This is a genomic window from uncultured Aquimonas sp., assembly GCF_937888285.1.
Taxonomy (GTDB): Bacteria; Pseudomonadota; Gammaproteobacteria; order Xanthomonadales; family Xanthomonadaceae; genus Aquimonas.
Genome location: NZ_CALART010000107.1, coordinates 50,161 through 69,544, shown reverse-complemented (window position 1 = coordinate 69,544; position 19,384 = coordinate 50,161). Strand labels below are relative to the sequence as shown.

At 69.6% G+C, this 19,384-nt stretch carries 19 protein-coding genes; 7 read left to right on the top strand and 12 right to left on the bottom strand.

The window, feature by feature from the left end; translation table 11 throughout:
* A partial coding sequence (locus Q0654_RS19220; RefSeq protein WP_298856612.1) for a hypothetical protein occupies nt 1-328 on the bottom strand: 328 nt, incomplete at its 3' end.
* 116 nt (nt 329-444) lie between these two features.
* Here Q0654_RS19220 and Q0654_RS19215 point away from each other — a divergent pair.
* Complete coding sequence (locus Q0654_RS19215) at nt 445-1,173, top strand: NYN domain-containing protein (protein ID WP_298856611.1); 729 nt, start codon at nt 445-447, stop codon at nt 1,171-1,173.
* Nucleotides 1,174-1,599: 426 nt separating this feature from the next.
* Here Q0654_RS19215 and rsgA read toward each other — a convergent pair whose 3' ends face one another.
* The gene (rsgA, locus tag Q0654_RS19210; protein ID WP_298856615.1) at nt 1,600-2,610 is read right to left on the bottom strand and encodes a ribosome small subunit-dependent GTPase A; all 1,011 of its coding nucleotides are present in this window, start codon (nt 2,608-2,610) and stop codon (nt 1,600-1,602) included.
* Nucleotides 2,611-2,829: 219 nt separating this feature from the next.
* Here rsgA and Q0654_RS19205 point away from each other — a divergent pair, with 219 nt between their 5' ends.
* A complete protein-coding gene (locus tag Q0654_RS19205) occupies nt 2,830-3,219 on the top strand; it encodes a DUF4345 family protein (RefSeq protein WP_298856610.1) in 390 nt (129 codons plus the stop codon).
* Between the two features lie 121 nt (nt 3,220-3,340).
* Complete coding sequence (locus Q0654_RS19200) at nt 3,341-4,372, top strand: aldo/keto reductase (RefSeq protein WP_298856609.1); 1,032 nt, start codon at nt 3,341-3,343, stop codon at nt 4,370-4,372.
* Nucleotides 4,373-4,901: 529 nt separating this feature from the next.
* Here Q0654_RS19200 and Q0654_RS19195 read toward each other — a convergent pair.
* The gene (locus tag Q0654_RS19195) at nt 4,902-5,588 is read right to left on the bottom strand and encodes a YdcF family protein (RefSeq protein WP_298856608.1); all 687 of its coding nucleotides are present in this window, start codon (nt 5,586-5,588) and stop codon (nt 4,902-4,904) included.
* Between the two features lie 830 nt (nt 5,589-6,418).
* Here Q0654_RS19195 and Q0654_RS19190 point away from each other — a divergent pair.
* Genes Q0654_RS19190 through Q0654_RS19175 form a run of 4 tightly spaced genes read left to right on the top strand, consistent with a single transcriptional unit; the run spans nt 6,419 to nt 10,830 of the window.
* Entirely contained in the window at nt 6,419-7,597 is a 1,179-nt protein-coding gene (locus tag Q0654_RS19190) for a beta-ketoacyl-[acyl-carrier-protein] synthase family protein (RefSeq protein ID WP_298856614.1), read from the top strand.
* Nucleotides 7,594-8,382 (top strand): beta-ketoacyl synthase chain length factor, encoded by a 789-nt coding sequence (locus tag Q0654_RS19185; protein WP_298856607.1) that lies wholly within the window; start codon nt 7,594-7,596, stop codon nt 8,380-8,382. The genes Q0654_RS19190 and Q0654_RS19185 overlap by 4 nt, the downstream gene beginning before the upstream one ends.
* Nucleotides 8,375-9,190, top strand: a complete 816-nt coding sequence (locus Q0654_RS19180) for a glycosyltransferase family 2 protein (protein WP_298856606.1) — start codon at nt 8,375-8,377, stop codon at nt 9,188-9,190. The genes Q0654_RS19185 and Q0654_RS19180 overlap by 8 nt, the downstream gene beginning before the upstream one ends.
* The gene (locus Q0654_RS19175) at nt 9,187-10,830 is read left to right on the top strand and encodes a tryptophan 7-halogenase (protein ID WP_298856605.1); all 1,644 of its coding nucleotides are present in this window, start codon (nt 9,187-9,189) and stop codon (nt 10,828-10,830) included. The genes Q0654_RS19180 and Q0654_RS19175 overlap by 4 nt, the downstream gene beginning before the upstream one ends.
* 637 nt (nt 10,831-11,467) lie before the next feature.
* Here Q0654_RS19175 and Q0654_RS19170 read toward each other — a convergent pair.
* From Q0654_RS19170 to Q0654_RS19130, 9 genes are all read right to left on the bottom strand, one after another.
* On the bottom strand, nt 11,468-11,851 hold the full coding sequence (locus tag Q0654_RS19170) for a tetratricopeptide repeat protein (RefSeq protein ID WP_298856604.1): 384 nt from the start codon (nt 11,849-11,851) through the stop codon (nt 11,468-11,470).
* 118 nt (nt 11,852-11,969) lie between these two features.
* Entirely contained in the window at nt 11,970-12,701 is a 732-nt protein-coding gene (fabG, locus tag Q0654_RS19165; protein WP_298856603.1) for a 3-oxoacyl-ACP reductase FabG, read from the bottom strand.
* Nucleotides 12,702-13,550: 849 nt separating this feature from the next.
* On the bottom strand, nt 13,551-13,991 hold the full coding sequence (locus tag Q0654_RS19160) for a phosphotransferase (RefSeq protein ID WP_298856602.1): 441 nt from the start codon (nt 13,989-13,991) through the stop codon (nt 13,551-13,553).
* The gene (locus Q0654_RS19155) at nt 13,988-16,459 is read right to left on the bottom strand and encodes an MMPL family transporter (RefSeq protein ID WP_298856601.1); all 2,472 of its coding nucleotides are present in this window, start codon (nt 16,457-16,459) and stop codon (nt 13,988-13,990) included. The genes Q0654_RS19160 and Q0654_RS19155 overlap by 4 nt, the downstream gene beginning before the upstream one ends.
* Nucleotides 16,456-17,091 carry a LolA-related protein gene (locus Q0654_RS19150; protein ID WP_298856600.1) on the bottom strand — a complete coding sequence of 212 codons (636 nt, stop codon included), beginning with the start codon at nt 17,089-17,091 and terminating at the stop codon, nt 16,456-16,458. Before Q0654_RS19150 ends, Q0654_RS19155 begins: the two co-directional genes overlap by 4 nt.
* Nucleotides 17,018-17,998, bottom strand: a complete 981-nt coding sequence (locus Q0654_RS19145) for an acyltransferase (protein ID WP_343230152.1) — start codon at nt 17,996-17,998, stop codon at nt 17,018-17,020. The genes Q0654_RS19150 and Q0654_RS19145 overlap by 74 nt, the downstream gene beginning before the upstream one ends.
* Complete coding sequence (locus tag Q0654_RS19140) at nt 17,995-18,300, bottom strand: hypothetical protein (protein WP_298856599.1); 306 nt, start codon at nt 18,298-18,300, stop codon at nt 17,995-17,997. Before Q0654_RS19140 ends, Q0654_RS19145 begins: the two co-directional genes overlap by 4 nt.
* Entirely contained in the window at nt 18,297-18,992 is a 696-nt protein-coding gene (locus Q0654_RS19135) for a ketosynthase (RefSeq protein WP_298856598.1), read from the bottom strand. Before Q0654_RS19135 ends, Q0654_RS19140 begins: the two co-directional genes overlap by 4 nt.
* Entirely contained in the window at nt 18,989-19,258 is a 270-nt protein-coding gene (locus Q0654_RS19130) for a phosphopantetheine-binding protein (RefSeq protein WP_091245678.1), read from the bottom strand. Before Q0654_RS19130 ends, Q0654_RS19135 begins: the two co-directional genes overlap by 4 nt.
* Between the last annotated feature and the right edge of the window lie 126 nt (nt 19,259-19,384).

Here is a 19,384-nt window from a genome sequence, read left to right as displayed (position 1 = left end):
GACTTACACAAATCCGGGATGAGCGGGTCCAAGGGAACTGGGTGGCAAGACACGGCCTGCCGAATCCGGTAACGCGGTTGCTCTCCAACGGCGCCACGGTTGGAGGAAGCGTTGCGCGCGCCTCTGACAGAAACCGCTCGACCACGGAGATAGGCAGAGGGCCCTCGAAAAACGCCACGGTGAACTCGGCGCTCGCGTCCGACCAGAAGGCCTCGGCGACGAGCACAGGAGCCGGATTCGCCTCGCGCCACAGCTCGGCAAACATGCCATCGCGGATGACGTCCGATCCGACCGTGGTCCAGTACGCGGGTAGAGAATGTTCACTCATGGGTCGATCCACCGTTCTTCAGGTGCTTGGCCTTTCAGCGAGCGTGGCAATTTTCAGCATGCATCGCGCCGGCCGGCGGTGCACCCTATGCCATCACATCTACGACCCGGTGCCCCATGACCCCCCGCTCCGACGCCCCCCGCTACGCCGTGCTGATCGACGCCGACAACGCCCAGGCTTCGCTGGTCGCCGGCATGCTGGCCGAGGTCGCCAAGTACGGCGTGGCCGGCATCAAGCGTGCCTACGGCGACTGGACCACGCCCAACCTGGGGCGCTGGAAAGAGACCCTGCTGGAACATTCCATCCAGCCGATCCAGCAGTTCCGCTACACCAGCGGCAAGAATGCGACCGACAGCGCAATGATCATCGACGCCATGGACCTGCTGCACGGCCAGCAGCTGCAGGGCGCGGCGATTGTCAGCAGCGACAGCGACTTCACCCGGCTGGCCCAGCGCCTGCGCGAGGGTGGGCTGTACGTGATCGGCATCGGCGAGCGCAAAACGCCGCGGCCCTTCGTGGCTGCCTGCGACCGGTTTGTCTACACCGATTTGCTGAGTACGGATGAGCCTGCCGGAGTAGCAACACCTGCGACTCCGAAGTTTGACAAGGCAATGCTCAAGTTGCTCCGCAGTGCTGTCGAAGCGGAGGCAGACGATGACGGGTGGGCCACACTGAGCGGTGTCGGGCAACACATCAACCGCGTACAGCCAGAGTTCGATCCACGCAGCCACGGACATCAAAAGTTGAGTCTGCTTTTCGATGCACTACCAGAATTCGAAGTTCGAAAGACTCCGTTGCCTGGCGGTACATCCAAGATCTCGGTACGCAGAGCGAAGGGCGCATGATTGATCCCGCTCGCCAACGTGGCCATGAACGTTGGCGACGAGGCGTGGAGATCAAGCGCACGCCGGTGGAGCCAGCCGGCCATGTGCGCGTGGAAGTGCGGCGCGCGGCCGCGAAGTCGAAGCCGGCGCGCGGGCAGCGACGCCGCGGGTAGTTCCGACGCAAGCGGTGGTGCGCGACACGCGCACCCTACGAAGTCGCATAGGGTGGGCCCCGGCCCACCGTGGCCTGAAACCTGCCCCGGTCATCCAATCCCTTGCCGCGCCAACGGAACCAGCCGGGCGCGCACCAGGAGCCGAACCGACGCAGGCAATGCGTGCAGCGGCGGCGGCGAGTGGGGCGCTCATGGTGGGCCAGGGCCCACCCTATGCAACGACAGGATGGAGTCGCGGCCTCCGGCATCGGAGGTGTCGGCCCGCCATGGGACCTCAGCGCCGCTTCGGCCCGCGCGGGCCCTGCCGCTCGCGCTGCTTGACCACGGCGCGGGCCTGCGCCAGTTCGCCCTGCAGCTTTCGGTAGTTGGCCAGCGCGCCGGGGTCGAGCTCGTCGGCCTCCAGCGCGGACTGCACGGCGCAGCCGGGTTCGCGCTCATGCTGGCAGTCGCGGAAGCGGCACTGGGCAGCCAGTTCCTCGATGCGGTCGAAGCCGCTGCGGTCGAGCGTCTCCTCGCCGGTGAGCTTCAGCTCGCGCATGCCGGGGGTGTCGATCAGGCAGCCGCCCGAGGGCAGGCGCAGCAGGGCGCGGTGGGTGGTGGTGTGGCGGCCGCGGCTGTCGTTGGCGCGCACGGTGTTGGTCTTCTGCCGCTCGATGCCGAGCAGGGCATTGGTCAGAGTCGACTTGCCGGCACCGCTGGAACCCACCAGCACCGCCGTGATCCCCGGCCCCAGCAGCGGATGCAGCACGCTGACCGACTCCAGTGAGCGCGCATTCAGCGCAACGATGCGTGCGCCGGCCTCTTCCAGCGACTGCAGCACCTCGACCGCCATGTCGATGTCGGCGCGGCCCAGCTGGTCGGCCTTGGTCAGCACGAACACGGCTTCGGCGCCGGAGCCACGCACCAGCACCAGATAGCGCTCAAGGCGGCGCGGGTTGAAGTCGCCGTCGAGCCCGCAGACCACCAGCACGCGGTCGATGTTGGCGGCGATCAGCTGCTGCTTGTAATGCTCACCCGCGGCCGCACGCTTCAGCAGGCCGAAGCGCGGCAGCCAGTCGAGGATCAGGTCTTCGTCGTCCTTCAGCCGCACCCAGTCGCCGACCGCAGCGCGCTGCTCGGGCGGGAAGCTCTTGCGCGTCCACGGCGCCGGCGCCTGCACCGGGAACTCGCGCTCGCCGTCGTCGACGATGTAGCCGGAGCGGTGCTGCTCGGTGACCCGCGCCAGGCGACCCTCGTTCGCTTCGGCATAGGCCGTGGCCGCTGGCGCGTCGTCGCGCCAGCCCATGCTGCGCAGACGCGCCAGTTGCTCGGGGGGGATGTGCATGGCGCGGATTGTACGCAGGCCCTTGGGGCCGGGAATCGGCTCACGGGAATCGGGAATCGGAGCAGCACGCGGCCTGCGACAACCGGTCGAGCAGCCGGAGCTGCCATCGCCGCCCTACCCCTCACCCCGGATTGATCCGCCCTGCCCCACTCTGCGCGCTCATTCCGCGGGAGACGCCTCATGGCATTCGCACGCATCGTGCTGTGGCTGTCGGGCCTCGGCTTCATCGCCTTCGGTGCGGCCTTCATGTTCGACCCGCTGGGCACGCTGGCGGCCACCGGCATCATGCTCAGCGGCGATCTTGCCGCGGCCGAGCTGCGCGCCTTCTACGGCGGCTTCGAATTGGGCGTGGGCGCGCTGATCCTGGCCTCGGACCTCGCCGCCCGGCACCGCCCCTACGGCCTGCTGCTGGCCTTCGGTGCCTACGGCGGCATCGCGATCGGTCGCGTGATCGGCATGGTCGCTGGAAGCGTAGCAACGCCCTTTCTGTGGTTCGCGCTGGCGGTCGAGGCGGTGCTGGCGGTGCTGGCGCTGGTCGCGTTGATGCGGCTGCGTGGGCGACGCGACTGAGTCTGCGGCGGGCGCGCGCAGCGCCCTCGGCGGTACGCCCTTGGTCGGCCCTGGGGCTTGGCGCCGAACTAACGTGCGGCGTGCCAGTCTTTGCAGCTCCCCCAGCCACGGATGCGCGCACATGGAACACCGTCGCCTCGGCCATTCCGGCCTGAAAGTCCCCGTCCTGAGCCTCGGCACCGGCACCTTCGGTGGCGTCGGTGAATTCTTCGGCCGCTGGGGCGCCACCGATGTCGCCGATGCGCGGCGCCTGCTCGACATCTGCTTCGAGCACGGGCTCAACTTCTTCGACACCGCCGACATCTATTCCGCCGGCGCCTCCGAGGAGATCCTCGGCGAGGCGCTGAAAAGCCGCCGCAACGAGGCCCTGATCGCCACCAAGGCGACCTTCACCACTGGCACCTCGCCGAACGACAAGGGCAGCTCGCGGCATCACCTGGTGCGCGCCTGCGAGGCCAGCCTGCGGCGCCTGCAGACCGAGCACATCGATCTGTACTTCATGCACGGCTTCGACGCGCTGACGCCTGTCGAGGAAACCCTGCGCGCGCTGGACGACCTGACCCGCGCCGGCAAGATCCGCTACATCGGCTGCAGCAACTTCTCGGGCTGGCAGGTCATGAAGGCGCTGGCGACCTCCGAGCGCTACGGCCTCAATCGCTACGTCTGCTACCAGGGCTACTACTCGCTGATCGGCCGCGACTACGAGTGGGAGCTGATGCCGCTGTCGGTCGATCAGGGCCTGGGCACGATGGTCTGGAGCCCGCTGGGCTGGGGCCGCCTGACCGGCAAGATCCGCCACGGCGTGAAGCCCAGCGAAGGCCGCATCGCCGCCGGCGGCGATGTCGGTGGGCCGCCGGTCGAGGATGAGTTCCTGTATCGCGTCGTCGACGCGCTCGACGAGGTCGCCGCCGAAACCGGCAAGAGCGTCCCGCAAGTCGCGCTGAACTGGCTGCTGCAGCGGCCGGGCGTGGTGAACCTGGTGATCGGCGCGCGCAATGAAACGCAGCTGCGGCAGAACCTCGGCGCGGTCGGCTGGTCGCTGTCGCCGGAGCAGGTCGCGAAGCTGGATGCCGCGAGCCAGCGCACGCCGATCTATCCGTACTGGCACCAGAAGGGCTTCGACGAGCGCAATCCCAAGCCGACGAAGTGGTGACGGAAGCGCCGCTGCAGTTGGTGGCCCTTGCCAGCCGCTGTCATTGACGAAGGCAAGCCTGACATCGACCGAGGCAAGGTGACGGCGGATGCGCTGCGCGTATCCGCCCTACGACCGCGAGTGACGCCACGCGATAAACGCAGCCGCAGGGCGGTGTGCGGCGTAGGGTACATAAGCGCAGCGCATGTACCGCGACCTCGCGAGGGCATCGGCTCGTGCCGCGAGGCCGCCCATCGGCTCGTTTCGCCAGCCCCAGCGAATCGGATCTCCGTGAGACAAGCCGGCGGCAGGTGCATCGTGAGGCAAGCCGACGGCGGATGCGCTGCGCTTATCCGCCCTACGACCGCGAGTGACGCCACGCGATAAGCGCAGCCGCAGGGCGGTGTGCGGCGTAGGGTACATAAGCGCAGCGCATGTACCGGGACCTCGCGACTGGCCAGCCCCAGCGGACCTCACACCTGCCTCGGCGCATGCGACAGTCCTCGCGAGGGCATCGGCCCATTGGGCAGACGCACGGGCAGGGGCCTGCTCAACTCACCTTCGCCAGCATCCGCTCGCTGCGCAGCAGGCGCGCCCAAGCGCGGCCGGATTCGACCCAGACCATGTAGGCAGCCTCCAGCAGCAGGCGGCCGCGTTCGCGCCAACTCGGCGCCCACTGCTCTTCGGCCGCGCAGACACGGTGCTCGATGCCCAGCCACTGTGCGAACAGGCTGCAGCGCGCGAGGTGGTAGCGGCTGGACAGCAGCAGGACGTCACCCTCGCCCTCGCGCAGCAGCGAGCGCGCGTGACGCAGGTTCTCAAGGGTGTCGCGCGACTGGTCCTCAAGGGTGATGCGCGCCGCCTCGCTCAGTCCGGCGGCGCGCAGCTCGCGTTCGGCGACCTCGGCCTCGGTGGGATGTGGGCCGCCGCCGAGCAGCAGCAGCTCCAGCTGCGGATGGCGTCCGGCCAGGGCCAGCGCGCGCTGGATGCGCTGCTGGAAGTCGCGATCAGGCTCGCCGTCCTCGCAGCGCTTGCCGAAGAGCAGCAGGCGCGCGCGGCGCTGCGGATCGAGATCGGGCCAGGCCGGTGCGCGGCGTGCGAGATTCCAGACCCGGATTGCGTAGTAGACGTAGACCAGCCCGCCGCTGAGCATCAGTAGCAGCAGCGCGACCCCCAGGCCCTGCAGGGCATCAGTGTCGCGCAGGAGGCGCAGGCGGTGGGCGTGACGGGCGGACACTTGAGAACCGGGATTGGGGATTGGGGATTCGTGAAAGCGCGGAAGCGTCGTGGCTCGGCGAGCACGCAGCCGCATTGTCCTTGCTCGGGGCACGCGGAGCGAGCACGCAGTGATGCTCGAGCACAGTACCTCGTGGCCCTGTGGCGAGCGGCTTTGGCAGGCTGTCTCTGCCGTGAGCGCCGGTCTGGGGTATTGCGTGGCGAAGGCCTTGGTCCGCCGGGGCCCCACCCTATGCGAGCTTCCGCAACGCATGGCGCTCGGGCCGGGAGGGGATTCGTGAAAGCGCGCGAGCCTCGTAGTCGGCGCGCGCGCCGCCGCGCATTGTCCTTGTTCGCAGCGCGTGGCGCGAGCGCACGGGGACGTTCCAGCACGGCACGTCGTGGCCTTGGGGCCGAGGGTCTCCGGCAGGCTGTCTCCGCTGTGCGGGGCAAGCTCTCAAGAAACAAAGCGCTCGCGCCTACACCTGTTGTCGTCGCCCCCGCGCAGAGCCTGTCCTCGCGAAGGCGGGGACGGGGGCCCCGGAAAGCCCACCCCAGTCGCATGAGTCCTGGATCCCCGCATGCGCGGGGATGACGAACCCACGTTTCTTCGAGCACACCTGCACGGCGACGCCGCGCTGGCAAGCTCCAGGATGGCGGGGCCAAGGCCTGTTTCTGCGCGGATGTGAAGACCGTCGGCCAGCCGCAACCCCCACGGAGCCTTCCAATGCTCGGTAACGGTCGCCCTGCCGCAACCTGCTCTGACGAATCCCGAATCCCGAGTCCCCGATCCCGGCTCTCTATACTTCGCCCATTCGAAGAGGACACCCTGAGCTGATGTCTGCTGCAGCCATGCCGCCGCTGGCGATTACCGCCCGCACCCTGACCACCGCCTGCGGCGCGGGACTGGACTCGATGCGCGAGGCGCTGGCGGCACGCCGCAGCGGGCTGCGCCGCAATGACTTCTCCGCGCATCCGCTGGAGACCTGGATCGGCCGCGTCGACGGGCTGGAGGACCTGCAGCTGCCCGCCGACCTGATGGGCTGGGACTGCCGCAACAACCGCCTGGCCTGGTTCGCCCTGCAGCAGGACGGCGTGGCGGCGCGGGTCGAGGCCCTGCGCGAGCGCTACGGGGCCGCGCGCGTGGCGATCATCATCGGCACCAGCACGTCCAGCATCGGCGCTTCGGAAGAGGCCTACACGCGGCTCGACGGCGACCGCTTCCCGGCCGATCTGCACCGTCCGATCATCCATACGCCGCATTCGCTGGGCAGCTTCCTCGCCGCCGCCACCGGCCTGCGCGGGCCCTGCGTGACCGTGGCCACGGCGTGTTCGTCCAGCGCGAAAGTGTTCGCCCAGGCCGCGCGGCTGATCCAGGCCGGCGTGGTCGATGCGGCCCTGGTGGGCGGCGTCGACACCCTCTGCGGCAGCGTGCTGTTCGGCTTCAATGCGCTGGGTCTGGTGTCCACCGCGCAGTGCCGGCCCTTCGATGTGGCGCGCAACGGCCTGTCGCTGGGCGAGGCCGGCGGCTATGCGATCCTCGAACGCGAGGGCGCGGGCCCGCGCCTGCTGGGCTACGGCGAGTCCTCGGACGCCCACCACATGAGCAGCCCGCATCCCGAGGGCCTCGGCGCGCGGCTGTGCATGCAGGCGGCGATCGCGCGTGCGGGGCTCGCGCCTGCCGACATCGACTACCTCAACCTGCACGGCACCGCCACGCCGAAGAACGACGAGATCGAGGCCGGCGCGGTGGCGCGCCTGTTCGGCGAGTGCCTGCGCGCGAGCTCGACCAAGGCCTACACCGGCCACACCCTGGGTGCTGCCGGCATCGTCGAAAGCCTGATCGCGATCGAAGCCATCGAGTCGGGCCTGATGCCCGGCACGCTCAACTGCGACGACCCCGACCCCGCCTGCGGCCCGCAGATCCTGCGCGAGAACACGCGCGGCGAGGTGCGTTACGCGATGAACAACTCCTTCGGCTTCGGCGGCAACAACTGCTCGCTGGTGTTCGGCGCGGAGGCACGCGCATGAGCGGCCTGCCGGAGCTGAAAGTGCTGGGCATCGGCGCCTTCGCCGACGGCCTGCCCGACTGGGCTGCGATGGCCGCGTTCGCGCGCGGCGAAGCAGGGCTCGTCGAAGGCGCGCCGAAGAAGCCCGCGCCCTCGATGCTGCCGGCCAACGAGCGCCGCCGCGCGCCGGACTCGGTGCTGCTGGCCCTTCTGGTCGCGGAAGCTGCGTGTGCAAACGCCGGCGCCGATCCGGCCGCCCTGCCCTCGGTGTTCACCTCCACCCACGGCGATCTGGCGATCACCGACTACATGTGCGCGACGCTGGCGACGGCCCCCACCGAAGTCTCGCCGACCAGGTTCCACAACTCGGTGCACAACGCCGCGGCTGGCTATTGGACCATCGGCGTCGGCTGCCATGCGCCGGCCACCGCGATCTCGGCCTTCGACGCCAGCTTCGCCCAGGGCCTGATCGAAGCCGCGCTGCAGATCGCCATCGATGGCGGCCCGCTGCTGCTGGTGGCCTACGACAGCCCGGCCGGCGGCCCGCTGCAGCACACATCGAAGAGCGAGGGCCTGTTCGGCTTCGCCCTGGTGCTGGACCGCGCCGATGGCAGCGGGCTGAGCCTGGTGCCGCGGATCGAGGCCGGCGTTTGCGCCGAAGCCGCCGGCCCGCTGATCGAAGCGACCGCGCGCAATGCCATGGCCCCGGCCGCGCGTCTGGCCCAGGCGCTGGCCCGTGGCGAAGACATCTGCGAGCTGCCCGCAGGCATGGACAGCCGCCTCGTGCTGGAGCTGCGTCATGGCTGAGCTCGCCCGCACCGCGGTGATCATTCCCGCCCTGAACGAAGCCCTGCGCATCCGCGAGGTGGTCGAAGGCGCGCTGGCCTGCACGCCGCACGTGATCGTGATCGACGACGGCTCCACCGACGGCACCGTAGCTGCAATCGCCGATCTGCCGATCACCCTGATCCAGCACGCCACCCGCCGCGGCAAGGGCGAGGGCCTGCGCAGCGGCTTCCGCGCGGCACTCGCGCTCGACATCGACGGCGTGGTCAGCATGGACGGCGACGGCCAGCACCTGGCCTCGGACGTGCCGCGCCTCGTGGCCGCGGCGGACAGGTTCCCCAACGACATCATCATCGGCGCGCGCCTGAAGAAGCGCGCCCAGCAGCCGATCCACCGCCGGCTCGCCAACGAGTTCGGCGACTGGGGCATCGCCTGGGCCACCGGCTATCGCATCGCCGACACCCAGAGCGGCCAGCGCTACTACCCGCGCGCAGTCTGCGAAATCGCCGACGTCGCCGGCGAGGGCTTCGTGTTCGAGGCCGACATCCTCATCCAGGCCGCACGCCGGCTGGGCATGGGCTGCGTGTCGGTGCCGATCGAATCGCGCTATGCCGGCGACGGCCTGGCCGGGCAGTTCCGCCGCAGCCACTTCCGCCCGCTCACCGACCTCTACCGCATCACCTCGCACGTGGTCGGCCGGGTCTGGACCTATGGCCGCGTGATCCCGCGCTACATCGAGGCGCGGCGCTCGCGCCCACGCATTTTTGACCCGGGCCCGGCGACTCTGCCGGAGCCCGTTACGCCTGTACTCGAGGGCCGCACCGCATGACTACCGCGACCGACCTGACTCCCGTCGACGTGCTGATCCTGGGCGGCGGCCTCGCCGGCCTCACGCTCGCCCTGCAGCTGAAGCAGCGCGATGCCGATACGCGCATCCGCGTGATCGAGCGGCGCGCGCATCCGGTGCCCGAGGCCGCCTTCAAGATCGGCGAGAGCACGGTCGAGATCGCCGCCAACTACTTTGGCGACGTGCTCGGCCTGCGCGAGCATCTCGATCAGGAACACATCGTCAAGTTCGGCTTCCGCTTCTTCTTCTCGGAAGGCCACTCGGCGCCGGACCGCTGCGCCGAACTCGGCGCCAGCCAGTCCCTGCCGACCGGCGCCTGGCAGATCGACCGCGGCCGCTTCGAGAACTTCCTCGCCGAGCGCGCGCAGTCGCTGGGCATCGAGTTCATCGACGGTGCTGTGGTCAAGCAGATCGAGCTCAGCGAGGACGACAGCGCGCACCGCGTCGAATGGGAGCGCGCTGGCGAGCGCAGCACAGCGCAGGCGCGCTGGGTGGTGGATGCCAGCGGCCGCGCCGGGCTGATCAAGCGCAAGCTGGGCTTGGCCGAGGACAACGGCCACAAGGCCAATGCCGTGTGGTTCCGCGTCAAGGGCATGATCGATCCGCACGACTGGTCGGCCAATGCCGACTGGCTCGGCCGCTGCACGCCGCCCGAGCGCTGGCGCAGCACCAACCATCTGGTCGGCCCCGGCTACTGGGTCTGGCTGATCCCGCTGTCCTCGGGCTCGCATTCGGTGGGCATCGTCTGCGATGCCGAGATGCACCCGCTGGAGACGATGAACAGTTTCGAGAAGGCCATGGACTGGCTGGCCCAGCACCAGCCCCGCGTGCACCAGGCCATCGAGCCGATGCGTAACGAACTGCAGGACTTCGCCTTCTTCCGCAATTTCAGCTACGGCTGCAAGCAGGTGTTCAGCGCGAAGCGCTGGGCGCTGACCGGCGAGGCCGGTGTGTTTCTCGACCCGTTCTACTCGCCCGGCAGCGACTTCATCGCGATCAGCAACACCTACATCAGCCGGCTGATCGAGAAGGACCGCGCGGGCGAAGCCTGGCAGCCCTATGCCGGCGTCTATGAGCAGCTCTACTTCAGCTTCTACGAAAGCACCATGGCCATGTACCGCGGCCAGTACGGCCTGTTCGGCGACGCCCAGCTGATGCCGCTCAAGGTGCTGTGGGACTACAGCTACTACTGGGGCGTGCTGGCCGCCTTGTTCTTCGGCCATCGCATCGACGACCTCAGCACCCTGTCGCGACTCAAGCCCGAACTGGCCGAAGCCAAGGCCTTGAACTTCGCGATGCAGGACCTGCTGCAGCGCTGGTGCGCGGCGAACGCGCGCCCGCACGCGGCGGTGGATTCGTCGGCCTTCCTGGACCAGGCGCGCTTGGGCTGGTTCGCGGAGTTGAACCGCGCCCTGCGCGATGATCTGGACGATGCGGCCTTCAAGGCGCGGATGCGCTCGAACCTCGTCTGCCTGCGGCAACTGGCGCGCGAATTGATGACGCTGGCGCGCGAAACCCATCCCGCGCTCGATGTGTCGGCGCTGGGCGCCCTGCTGGCCAAGGCGCCGGTGGCGGACAAGGCGGAGCCGCTGCTGACGGCGGAGTGGAAAGGGGCGGCATAGGGCGAGGCATTGCCCTCTGGCGTTGGGCTAGGCGCCGGGTTGAGCCCCTCTCCCACCGGGGGAGGGGTTGGGGAGGGGGCCGGGCGGAGCGAGTGCTCCAACCATCCCGCGCATCAAGCCTCGGCTCTTTGCTCTGAGCGGCTCGAAGCGGAAGAGCCAGAGCTTTCGGACAGCCCTGCGGGCTGCCCGAGTCACTTTCTCTTGCGTGGCCAAGAGAAAGTAACCAAAGAGAAGGCCACCCCTAGTCCGCGCCCTACGCGCATCCCTGCGCTGCGGGTTCGCGTGAGTCGGTCGGGGTTTTCGGACAGGCCATCCCTGGCCTGTCGAAAGCCGCGCCGGCATCCGTGCCGGCGCCCCTGCGGGCGGATCGACCGCCTCCCGCCGCTCCCCAGGGGCCCCGTGGAACAGCGCGGGCTCCTGCCCGCAAGAGCGCAAGCCAAAGCCAAAGCCAAGGCCAAAGCAGATTCCGAATGCGTTGTCGACGCCACCCCCTGCGACGTCAGACCTTCAACGCAAGCGCACGCATTCAACCCGGTTGGTTGGCGCCGAGCCGAAGGCGAGGCCCAACGTCGCGCACTCGAATCTCGTGACAGGCATTGAGGCTGCGACGTTGGGCCTCGCTGCGCTCTGCACCAACCTACGAAGTGCGCTTCGCCTTCGATTCGGCAAGGCGCCGATTGCGCTCGGCGCGTGCGAAGACTTCATGTTCGGCAGGAACTCTCGCGTACCAGCTCACCGCTGCTTCAAAACGCTGCTGGTCAAACAGCGCGTTGCCAATGTTGAAGTACAGGGCAGGATGGTCTTCCTCGCGCGCCATCGACAGCGCCTTCAGATAGGCGGCCTCGGCCCGAGTCGGGCGATTCAGCGCATCAAGACAGCTACCGATCGCGAACCAGCAGTCGCTATCGAGGGGATCCGCCCGCGCTGCTCGCTTGAACAGACGCAAGGCTTCGCGATACCGGCCCTTGCGAAAGCACGCGTCCGCCTCCGAATACAGCGCGATGTTCAGATCGAAGTCCACGGAGTCCGCCCTGCGCACGTTTTTCGTCCCCTCAGTCGCCGACATTCGCCCTGTCGCAGCACTCCAGGTCACCGGTGCAGGCCTCAAGCCCCCAACTACACACCGCCTGCGTTACCGATCACCCCATCCCCCCATTCACCCCGATCACCTGCCCGTTCACATAGGACGCGCCCTCCGACGCAAGGAAGGCCACCAGCGCTGCGACTTCCTCGGGTCGACCCGCGCGGCCCGCCGGAACGGTCGCCTTGATCATCTCGGGTGGGAACGCATCGGCCGCCATGCGCCCGGCGATCACCCCCGGCGCGACCACGTTGGCGGTGATCCCGCGGCTGGCCATCTCGCGCGCCAGCGACAGGGTGGCGCCGTGCAGTCCGGCCTTGGCGGCGGCGTAGTTGGTCTGGCCACGGTTGCCGAGCACGGCGGCCACCGAGGAAATGCTGATCACGCGGCCCCAGCGCGTGCGCGCCATCGGCAGCAGCAGCGGCTGGGTGACGTGGAAGAAGCCGTGCAGGCTGACGTCAATGACGCGCTTCCACTGCGCCTCGCTCATGCCGGCCATCGGCGCGTCGTCGTGGATGCCGGCATTGTTGACGACGATCTGGATCGGGCCGGCTTCGAGCATCTTCGCGGTGGCCTGGGCACAGGCCTCGGCATCGGCGACATCGAAGGCGATGGCCTCGGCGGAACGCCCCGCCGCAAGCAGTTCATCGACCAGCGCCTGCGCGCGATCGACGCCGCTGTTGGCGTGGACGTAGACGTGGTGGCCGGCCTCGGCGAGCGATCGGCAGATGGCGCTGCCGAGATCGCCGCTGCCGCCGGTGACGAGGGCGCGTTTAGGGAGGGTGGTCATGGGTGAGCGCGGGGATTGGGGATTGGGGATTGGGGATTGGGCACTCGGCAGCTGAGGGCCGGGCGACGGAAGCGAAGGTTCGAGCCCCTCTCCCCTTGTGGGAGAGGGGTTGGGGAGAGGGGACGAAATCTTGCGGCACGCGGCCTCCTCTGCCCATTCGCCTTCGCTTCGCGAAGGCTCTGGCGTCGGGCGATCACACGGGGAGAGGCAGTGCAGCAGGGGAGGCAACCCTAGCGCACTTGGGCTTGGAGCGAGACAAGGCAGCCGAAGCTTTCCGCTCCGGCTTCTCGCTCCGGCTTCTCGCTCCGGCTTCTCGCTGCGGCTTCTCGCTGCGGCTTCTCGCTCCGGCTTTGCGCCTCGGCTTTGGCTCTGCGCTTTTGCGGGCAGGAGCCCGCGCTCTTCCACGGGGCCCCTGGGGAGCGGCGGGAGTTCGTGGATCAGCCCGCAGGGGCGGCCGCAGGGATGCGGCCGATGTTCGTGACAGGCCAGGGACGGCCTGTCCACGAACACCCACGGACTCTCGCGAACCCTTCGCGCACGGATGCGCGAAGGGCGCGGACGAGGGGTGGCCTTTCTTTGGCCTACCTTTCTTTGGCCACGCAAAGAAAGGTAGGTCGGGCAGCCCGAAGGGCTGACCGAAAGCTCTTGCTCTTTGCTTCGAGCGGCGAAGCGGCGAAACAGGACAGGGGCGAGCATTGGGCTCATGGTGGGCCAGGGCCCACCCTATGACAGCACCGAGGTCGGGCAGCCCAAAGGGCTGACCGAAAGCTCCTGCTCTTCGCTTCGAGCGCCGAAGCAATGCAACGCGACCGGGGCGAGCGTGGAGCTCATGGCGGGCCAGGGCCCACCCTATGGATCCCGCCGCAGCACCGCCGCGCGCCCGGTGGCCAGCACCTCACCCGAATGCTCGATGCGGAAGCCGCACTGCCAGCCCGCCCCGCTGTCGGACACGTCGACCGCGAACACGTCGAGCGGGCCGGGCAACTCGTCGATGAACTCGCGTGCGAGCTCGACCCCACGCAGCGACACCAGCAGGCCGGGCGGCGCCACACGGCCTTCGCGGGCGGCCAGCAGGCCGCCGTGCACGGCCATGGCCTGGGCGCCGTACTCGCAGAGGTGCAGGGTCGACAGGCGTCCCTCGCGTCGCAACGGGTGCGCGGGGTCGCGGTGGGCATCGCTCTGCGCGTGCAGACCGCTGTCGTCGAACGCCAGCACGCGTTCGAGCAGGCACATGCTGCCGGCATGCGGAATCAGCTGTTCGATCTCGGCGCGGGAGCCGGGCAGTTTCATCGGATGTCCTCGGGATCAGCTGGATGGCTGCCGGCCAGCAGCAGGGCCAGGGCGAAGTGCACGGCGACACCCAGCGCCACGGTGCCGCCGAGCGCGTTCAACACCGGAATGCTGGAGAACGACAGCAGCCCGAACACCAGTCCGGTCGAGGCCACGCAGACCAGCAGCGCATGCAGGGTGCGGCGCTGCTCCGCCGCGGCGCCGGCATCGGCGGCACCAGCGCTGCGCTCAAAGAACAGGGCGTAGTCGAGGCCCAGACCTGCAGCCAGCACCAACGCGATCAGATGGAACAAGGTCAGGGCCACGCCGAAGCCGTGCAGCAGGGCCAGCACGACGAGGCTGGAGAGGGCCACCGGCAGCAGCACGCGCAGGCCACGTGCGAAGGCGCCAGCACGCGTGGCCCGCAAGGGCGCGCCAGCCAGGCCGATGTCATCGGCGATGCCGTCGTGGCTGCCGCTGTGCCTGTTGCTGCTGCCGCCTGCCGGCGACAGGCGCAGCGCCGCGAACACCAGGGCCGCGAGCAGCAATGCGCCCACCGCCATCGCCAGCAGCACCTGCGCGCGCCAGCTCGCGGCCAGCGAATCTGCGGTCGCCTTCAAGTCGATCAGATCGAGATCAGGATGGGCGGCAGCGAAGGTGCGCACGGCCTCGACATCGCGCAGATCGGAGAGCTGCACCAGCGCCACCGTCTCCGCGCCATCGCGGATCAGCAGGCCGGCAAGGCGCAGCTCCAGCGGCGTGTCGATCAGGGCCTCCGACGTGAGCGGCGGCAGGCCGCGCGCGCGCTCGATCGCGGCCACGAAACCCTCGAAGGCATCGGGCCGGAAGGCCAGACCCTGCTGCGCTTGCGCCAGCGCTGCGCGCAGCGTTTCAGGCGAGGGCAGCGCCGACTGACGCGCGCGCTGCACCTCAGCGGGCGGCAGGTAGCGCGCTGCCAGCTCAAAGTGGCCCAGCGCGCCGGCTTCGACCAGGCCCTGCAGGCCGGGCATCAGCTCGCCGCTGCGGGCGAGCGCGGCCTCTTCGCTGTCGGCGCGCAGGGCCAGCAGCCAGCGCACGTCCGGCGCATTCAGGGCCTGCCGCAGCTCGCGATCGCGCTGCAGCAGTTCGACGGGCACCGGCGTGAGTGCGGCGAGACTGTCCTGCCACCACGGGCCGCCGCGCAGCAGGGCGAGCCCCGCGATTGCGGCGATCAGCAGCGCCAGCCAGCGCAGGCGATGCACGCGCATCAGCACGCGCTGCATCGCTTGCACGAACGCCCCCTCGCCCACCTCGCGCCGCGGCTCAGCAAGCACACCAGGCAGCAGAAAGCGGGTGGCCAGCGCGGCGCTGATCAGGCCGACCACGGTCAGCACCGCCAGCTGGCGCAGGCCGTCGACGCCGGCGAAGAAGAACACCAGATAGGCCAGCGCACTGGAGAACGCGCCGGTGGCGAGCGTCGGCCAGATCGCCCGCGCACTGTGCATGGCGGGCTCGCCCTTGCGTCGATGGCTGAACAGATGAACGGGGTAGTCCTGGGCCACGCCGAGCAGGGTCAGGCCGAAGGCGAGCGTGATGCCGTGGACTTCGCCGAACAGCCATGCCGTCGCCGACAGACCCAGCACTGCGCCGGTGGCCAAGGGCAGCGCGCCGAGCAGGGGCAGGGCGAGACTGCGGTAGGCAAAGGTCATCATCAGCAGCAGGCCGGCGATGCCGAAGCCGCCGAGCGTCGAGGCCTCCCCGCGGGTTTGCGCGGCCATCTTCTCGGCGAAGGCGCCGGGACCGCTGATTTCGATCGCGCCAGCCGCAGCCTCGCCCTCATCAGCCAGCACCTGCGCATGCGCGGCGCGCAGCGCGGCCAGCGCGCGGGTCTGGCCATCCGGGTCGAAGCCGGGCGCGGCGGTCTCGACCAGCAGCAGGGCTTCGCCGCGGGCCTCGCCGAACCACACGCCATCCAGGCGCTCGGGCTCGATCGCCGGCGTCCAGGCTTCTAGCACGCGCAGGGTTTCCAGCGTGGGGTCGACGCGCAGCAGGGGCGCGATCAGCGCCGCTGCAGGTGAGGCCAGATCCTGCTGGCGCTGCTTCAGGGCCTCCGCCAGTGCAGACGCCTCGAACGCGCCGGGCTGCACGCCGGGCGAGAGCAGGTAGCGATAATCGGCCAGGGTGTCGGGAATCGACTCCAGGCCTTCCTCGCCGTTGCCGACCCAGACGAATTCGGCGCTCTCATCAAGCCGCTCGCGCAGCGCGCGCGATCGTTCGACCAAGACCTCGGGCTCCGCGCCCGACAGCGCCACCAGCAGCAGACGCGCGCCCGGGCCCTCACCCAGCTGTTCCAGCAGCAGGCGCTGCTCGGCGGTGCGCGCCGCCGGCATGAACAGGCGCAGGTCGCCGCTCAGCTTGAGTTCGCCGAGCGCGAGCACGGCGATCAGCGCGAGCGCGCCCAACCAGAGCGCGATCTGCAGCAGGCGCGTGCCGACGCCCGGCGTACTCATTGCGCCGACGTACCGCAGAGCGCGTCGCGCGTGGGCTCATCAGCGGCCGCGCGCGCGGATTCCGCCCAGGGCCCCAGCCACATGCGGCTGCGTTCGTCCTCGGCCAGATCCAGATCGAAGCAGCGCCACTCGCCGGCCACGCCATGCAGGCGCATGCCGCGCACCTTGCGGGCGACGCGGGCGTCGGTGGGCTTGAGGTCCAGCGTCCAGCCCGCGCCGGAAGGCGCGAGATGGATCGTGAAGTGCCGCTCCAGCAGACCGCGGTCGCCGCCCAGCAGCGCGCGCAGGCTGGCCGCCAGCGCAGCGAGCTCAGGCGCGCGCTTCAGCGAGAAGCGCCGCGTGCCCTGCCCTTCGCGCTGCACCTCGACGCGCTCGCCAGCGATGCGCAGGCGCTCGGGCTGGGCGCCTTCAACGGTCTTGACCAGCTCATCGGCATTCGGCTGCGACAGCTCGCCGCCGAACAGCAGGGGCTGCATCAGCAGCGGCGAGTCGCGGCGCTCGAAGTAGGCCGTGCGCGCCGGCGCGGGCTGGGCGAAACCGGCCAGCAGAGCGTCAAGCTCAGGGACTTCCGCCCCTGCCGTCAGGCTGGCCAGCAGCAGCAGCGTCGCGGCGATGCGGATGCGCGGGGTCATCGCTTCTCCAGAAGTCGTAGAAGTTGAACCAGTTGTAGGGGGCCAGCCGCACGAAGTGCTCCAGCCGGCGCACGTAGCGCTCCTGCAGGGCGTACAGCTTCTGCGCGCGCTCGCGCCGCGGCAGCTCGATGCCGGGGTCGAACAGCTCGAAATGCAAGGCGTACTTGCGGCCGCCCAGGTACAGGCCGAAGCAGATCAGCACCGGTACCTTCAGCGCCGCAGCGATCAGGAAATGCGCGCTGGGAAACGGCGCGGGGCTGCCAAGAAAGTCGATCCACTGCACGGGCTCGGCGCCCCTCGCGCGATCCACCAGCAGGCTGACCAGGGCGCCCTGCTCGGTGGCATCACGAATCGCCAGCGTGATCGCGGTGCCGTCCTGCGCGGCATCGATCACGGTCTCGGCGATGTCCGGGCAGAGCGCTTCCAGCAGCTGGGTGACGGTGGCGTTCTGGCCGCGGTCCATCACCACTCGCACGGTCACATCCGGCCGCTCGCGCGACAGCACGCGCAGGGCCTCGAAGCTGCCGTGGTGCGAGCCGAACAGCAGCACGCCGCGGCCGAGGTCGATCTGCTCGTGCAGCTCCTTCAAACCGGTGATCTGCAGATCGAAGCGGCGGAACTGGCCGGAGAGCATGAACACCCGGTCGAGAATGGTCGAGGCAAAGGCGTGCACGTGCTTCGCGCATTCCCACAGCGTGGCGGGGCGGCCGAGCACGCGTTCCAGATAGGCCCTGGATGCACGCCGCTCGGGCCCGCGCACGATCAGGAAGTACAGCGTGATCGGGATCAGCAGCGGCCGCGACAGCCAGCGCCCGCCGTAGCGGGCGATGCTGCGGATCAGCCAGATCGCGGAGCGCCCGCCGCCCTCGGGGCGCTGCTGCCATTCGGCTTGACCGGCGCGGCTCATGGCGAACCGGCGGACACGGGATCCGCAAACACCAGCTCGCCGCTGGCGATCACATCCTCGCCGCGCAGCACGCGGAAGCGCAGGCGCTCGGCGCGCGGCTCGAACTCGACCGTCGCGTCCTGCTCGGGCAGCAGCGGGGCGGCGAACTTCACCTGCGGCATGCGCAGCAGCGCGCGCTCGCCGAAGGTAGAACGCGCGAGTGCCAGCACTTCATCGAGCACGACCACGCCCGGCACCACCGGCTGGCCGGGGAAGTGGCCGGGCAGGCAGGGGTGATCGGCGGCGATGCGGAAGCCGCTCATCCCTTCGAGCCTGCGGCGGCATCGCTGCCGCGCCAGAAAGCCGGGCCGAGCCGGCCGATGCGTTTCAGGAAGCCGACGAAGCCACCGTAGTCGCTGTGCGGAAAGCGACGGCTGCGATAGAGGTACTCGCCGACGAAGACCACGGCCACGATCAGGTAGTTGAGCAGGTTGGCGAACAGCGACCAGACTTCAAGCGGCACGCTCAGCGGCGGGCTGAGGCCGAGCCCGAGCAGCAGGCCCTTGGGCTCGGCGAGCAGGGCCAGCGCGGCATTGATCGCAGCCAGCGTGAGCAGGATCGTGGCCCAGGCCCGCGTCCAGGTCCGCGCATAGGCCGGCACCTCGGGGTGATGCACCTCGCCGTGGTTCAGCGCGCGCACGATGCGCTCGATCAGCGGCATGCGCCCGGGCGCGAGGCTGCGCGCGAAGTACAGGCCGACCGCCAGGTTGAACAGCACCGGCGGCAACATCAGCGGCAGGTGTGCATGGCCGCTGGCATGCAGCAGCGTGAGCAGGGCCACGCCCGCCGCGAGCAGACCGAGCGCGAGCACGGGCTTGGCCCGCAGCGGCAGGCAGGAGAGGATCAGCAGGCAGGCCACGGCGGCGCTGGCGAGTTCGAGCGAGGCGGTCACCGCCGAGGCATGCGCCAGCACGGGAAAGGCCAGCGCCAGCGCGACCGGCAGCAGCCGGCTCACACCGTGCGGTGCTCTTGCACGTGGGCCGAGAGCGCCGCCAGCGAGCCGAAGATGCGGCGGTTGTCGGCGTTGTCCGAGCGCAGCTGAAAGCCGTACTTCTTGGAGATCGCCAGCGCCAGCTCCAGCGCGTCGATCGAGTCGAGGCCAAGGCCGTCGCCGAACAGCGGAGCGGCGGGATCGATCGATGCGGCCTCGACGTCTTCGAGGTTCAGGGCTTCGATCAGGAGTTCGGCGAGCTCGCGCTCGGCGGGCGACTGGTTCGACATGGGGCGTGGATCCTCGGGGCGTGCACTGTGCTGGCCCGTCTTTACGTAAACGAGGGGCAGCACGTCGCAGCCGGCCTCGAGCGGGCGCGGAGTGTATCATTCACGCCACTTTCGCCAGCCCTGCCG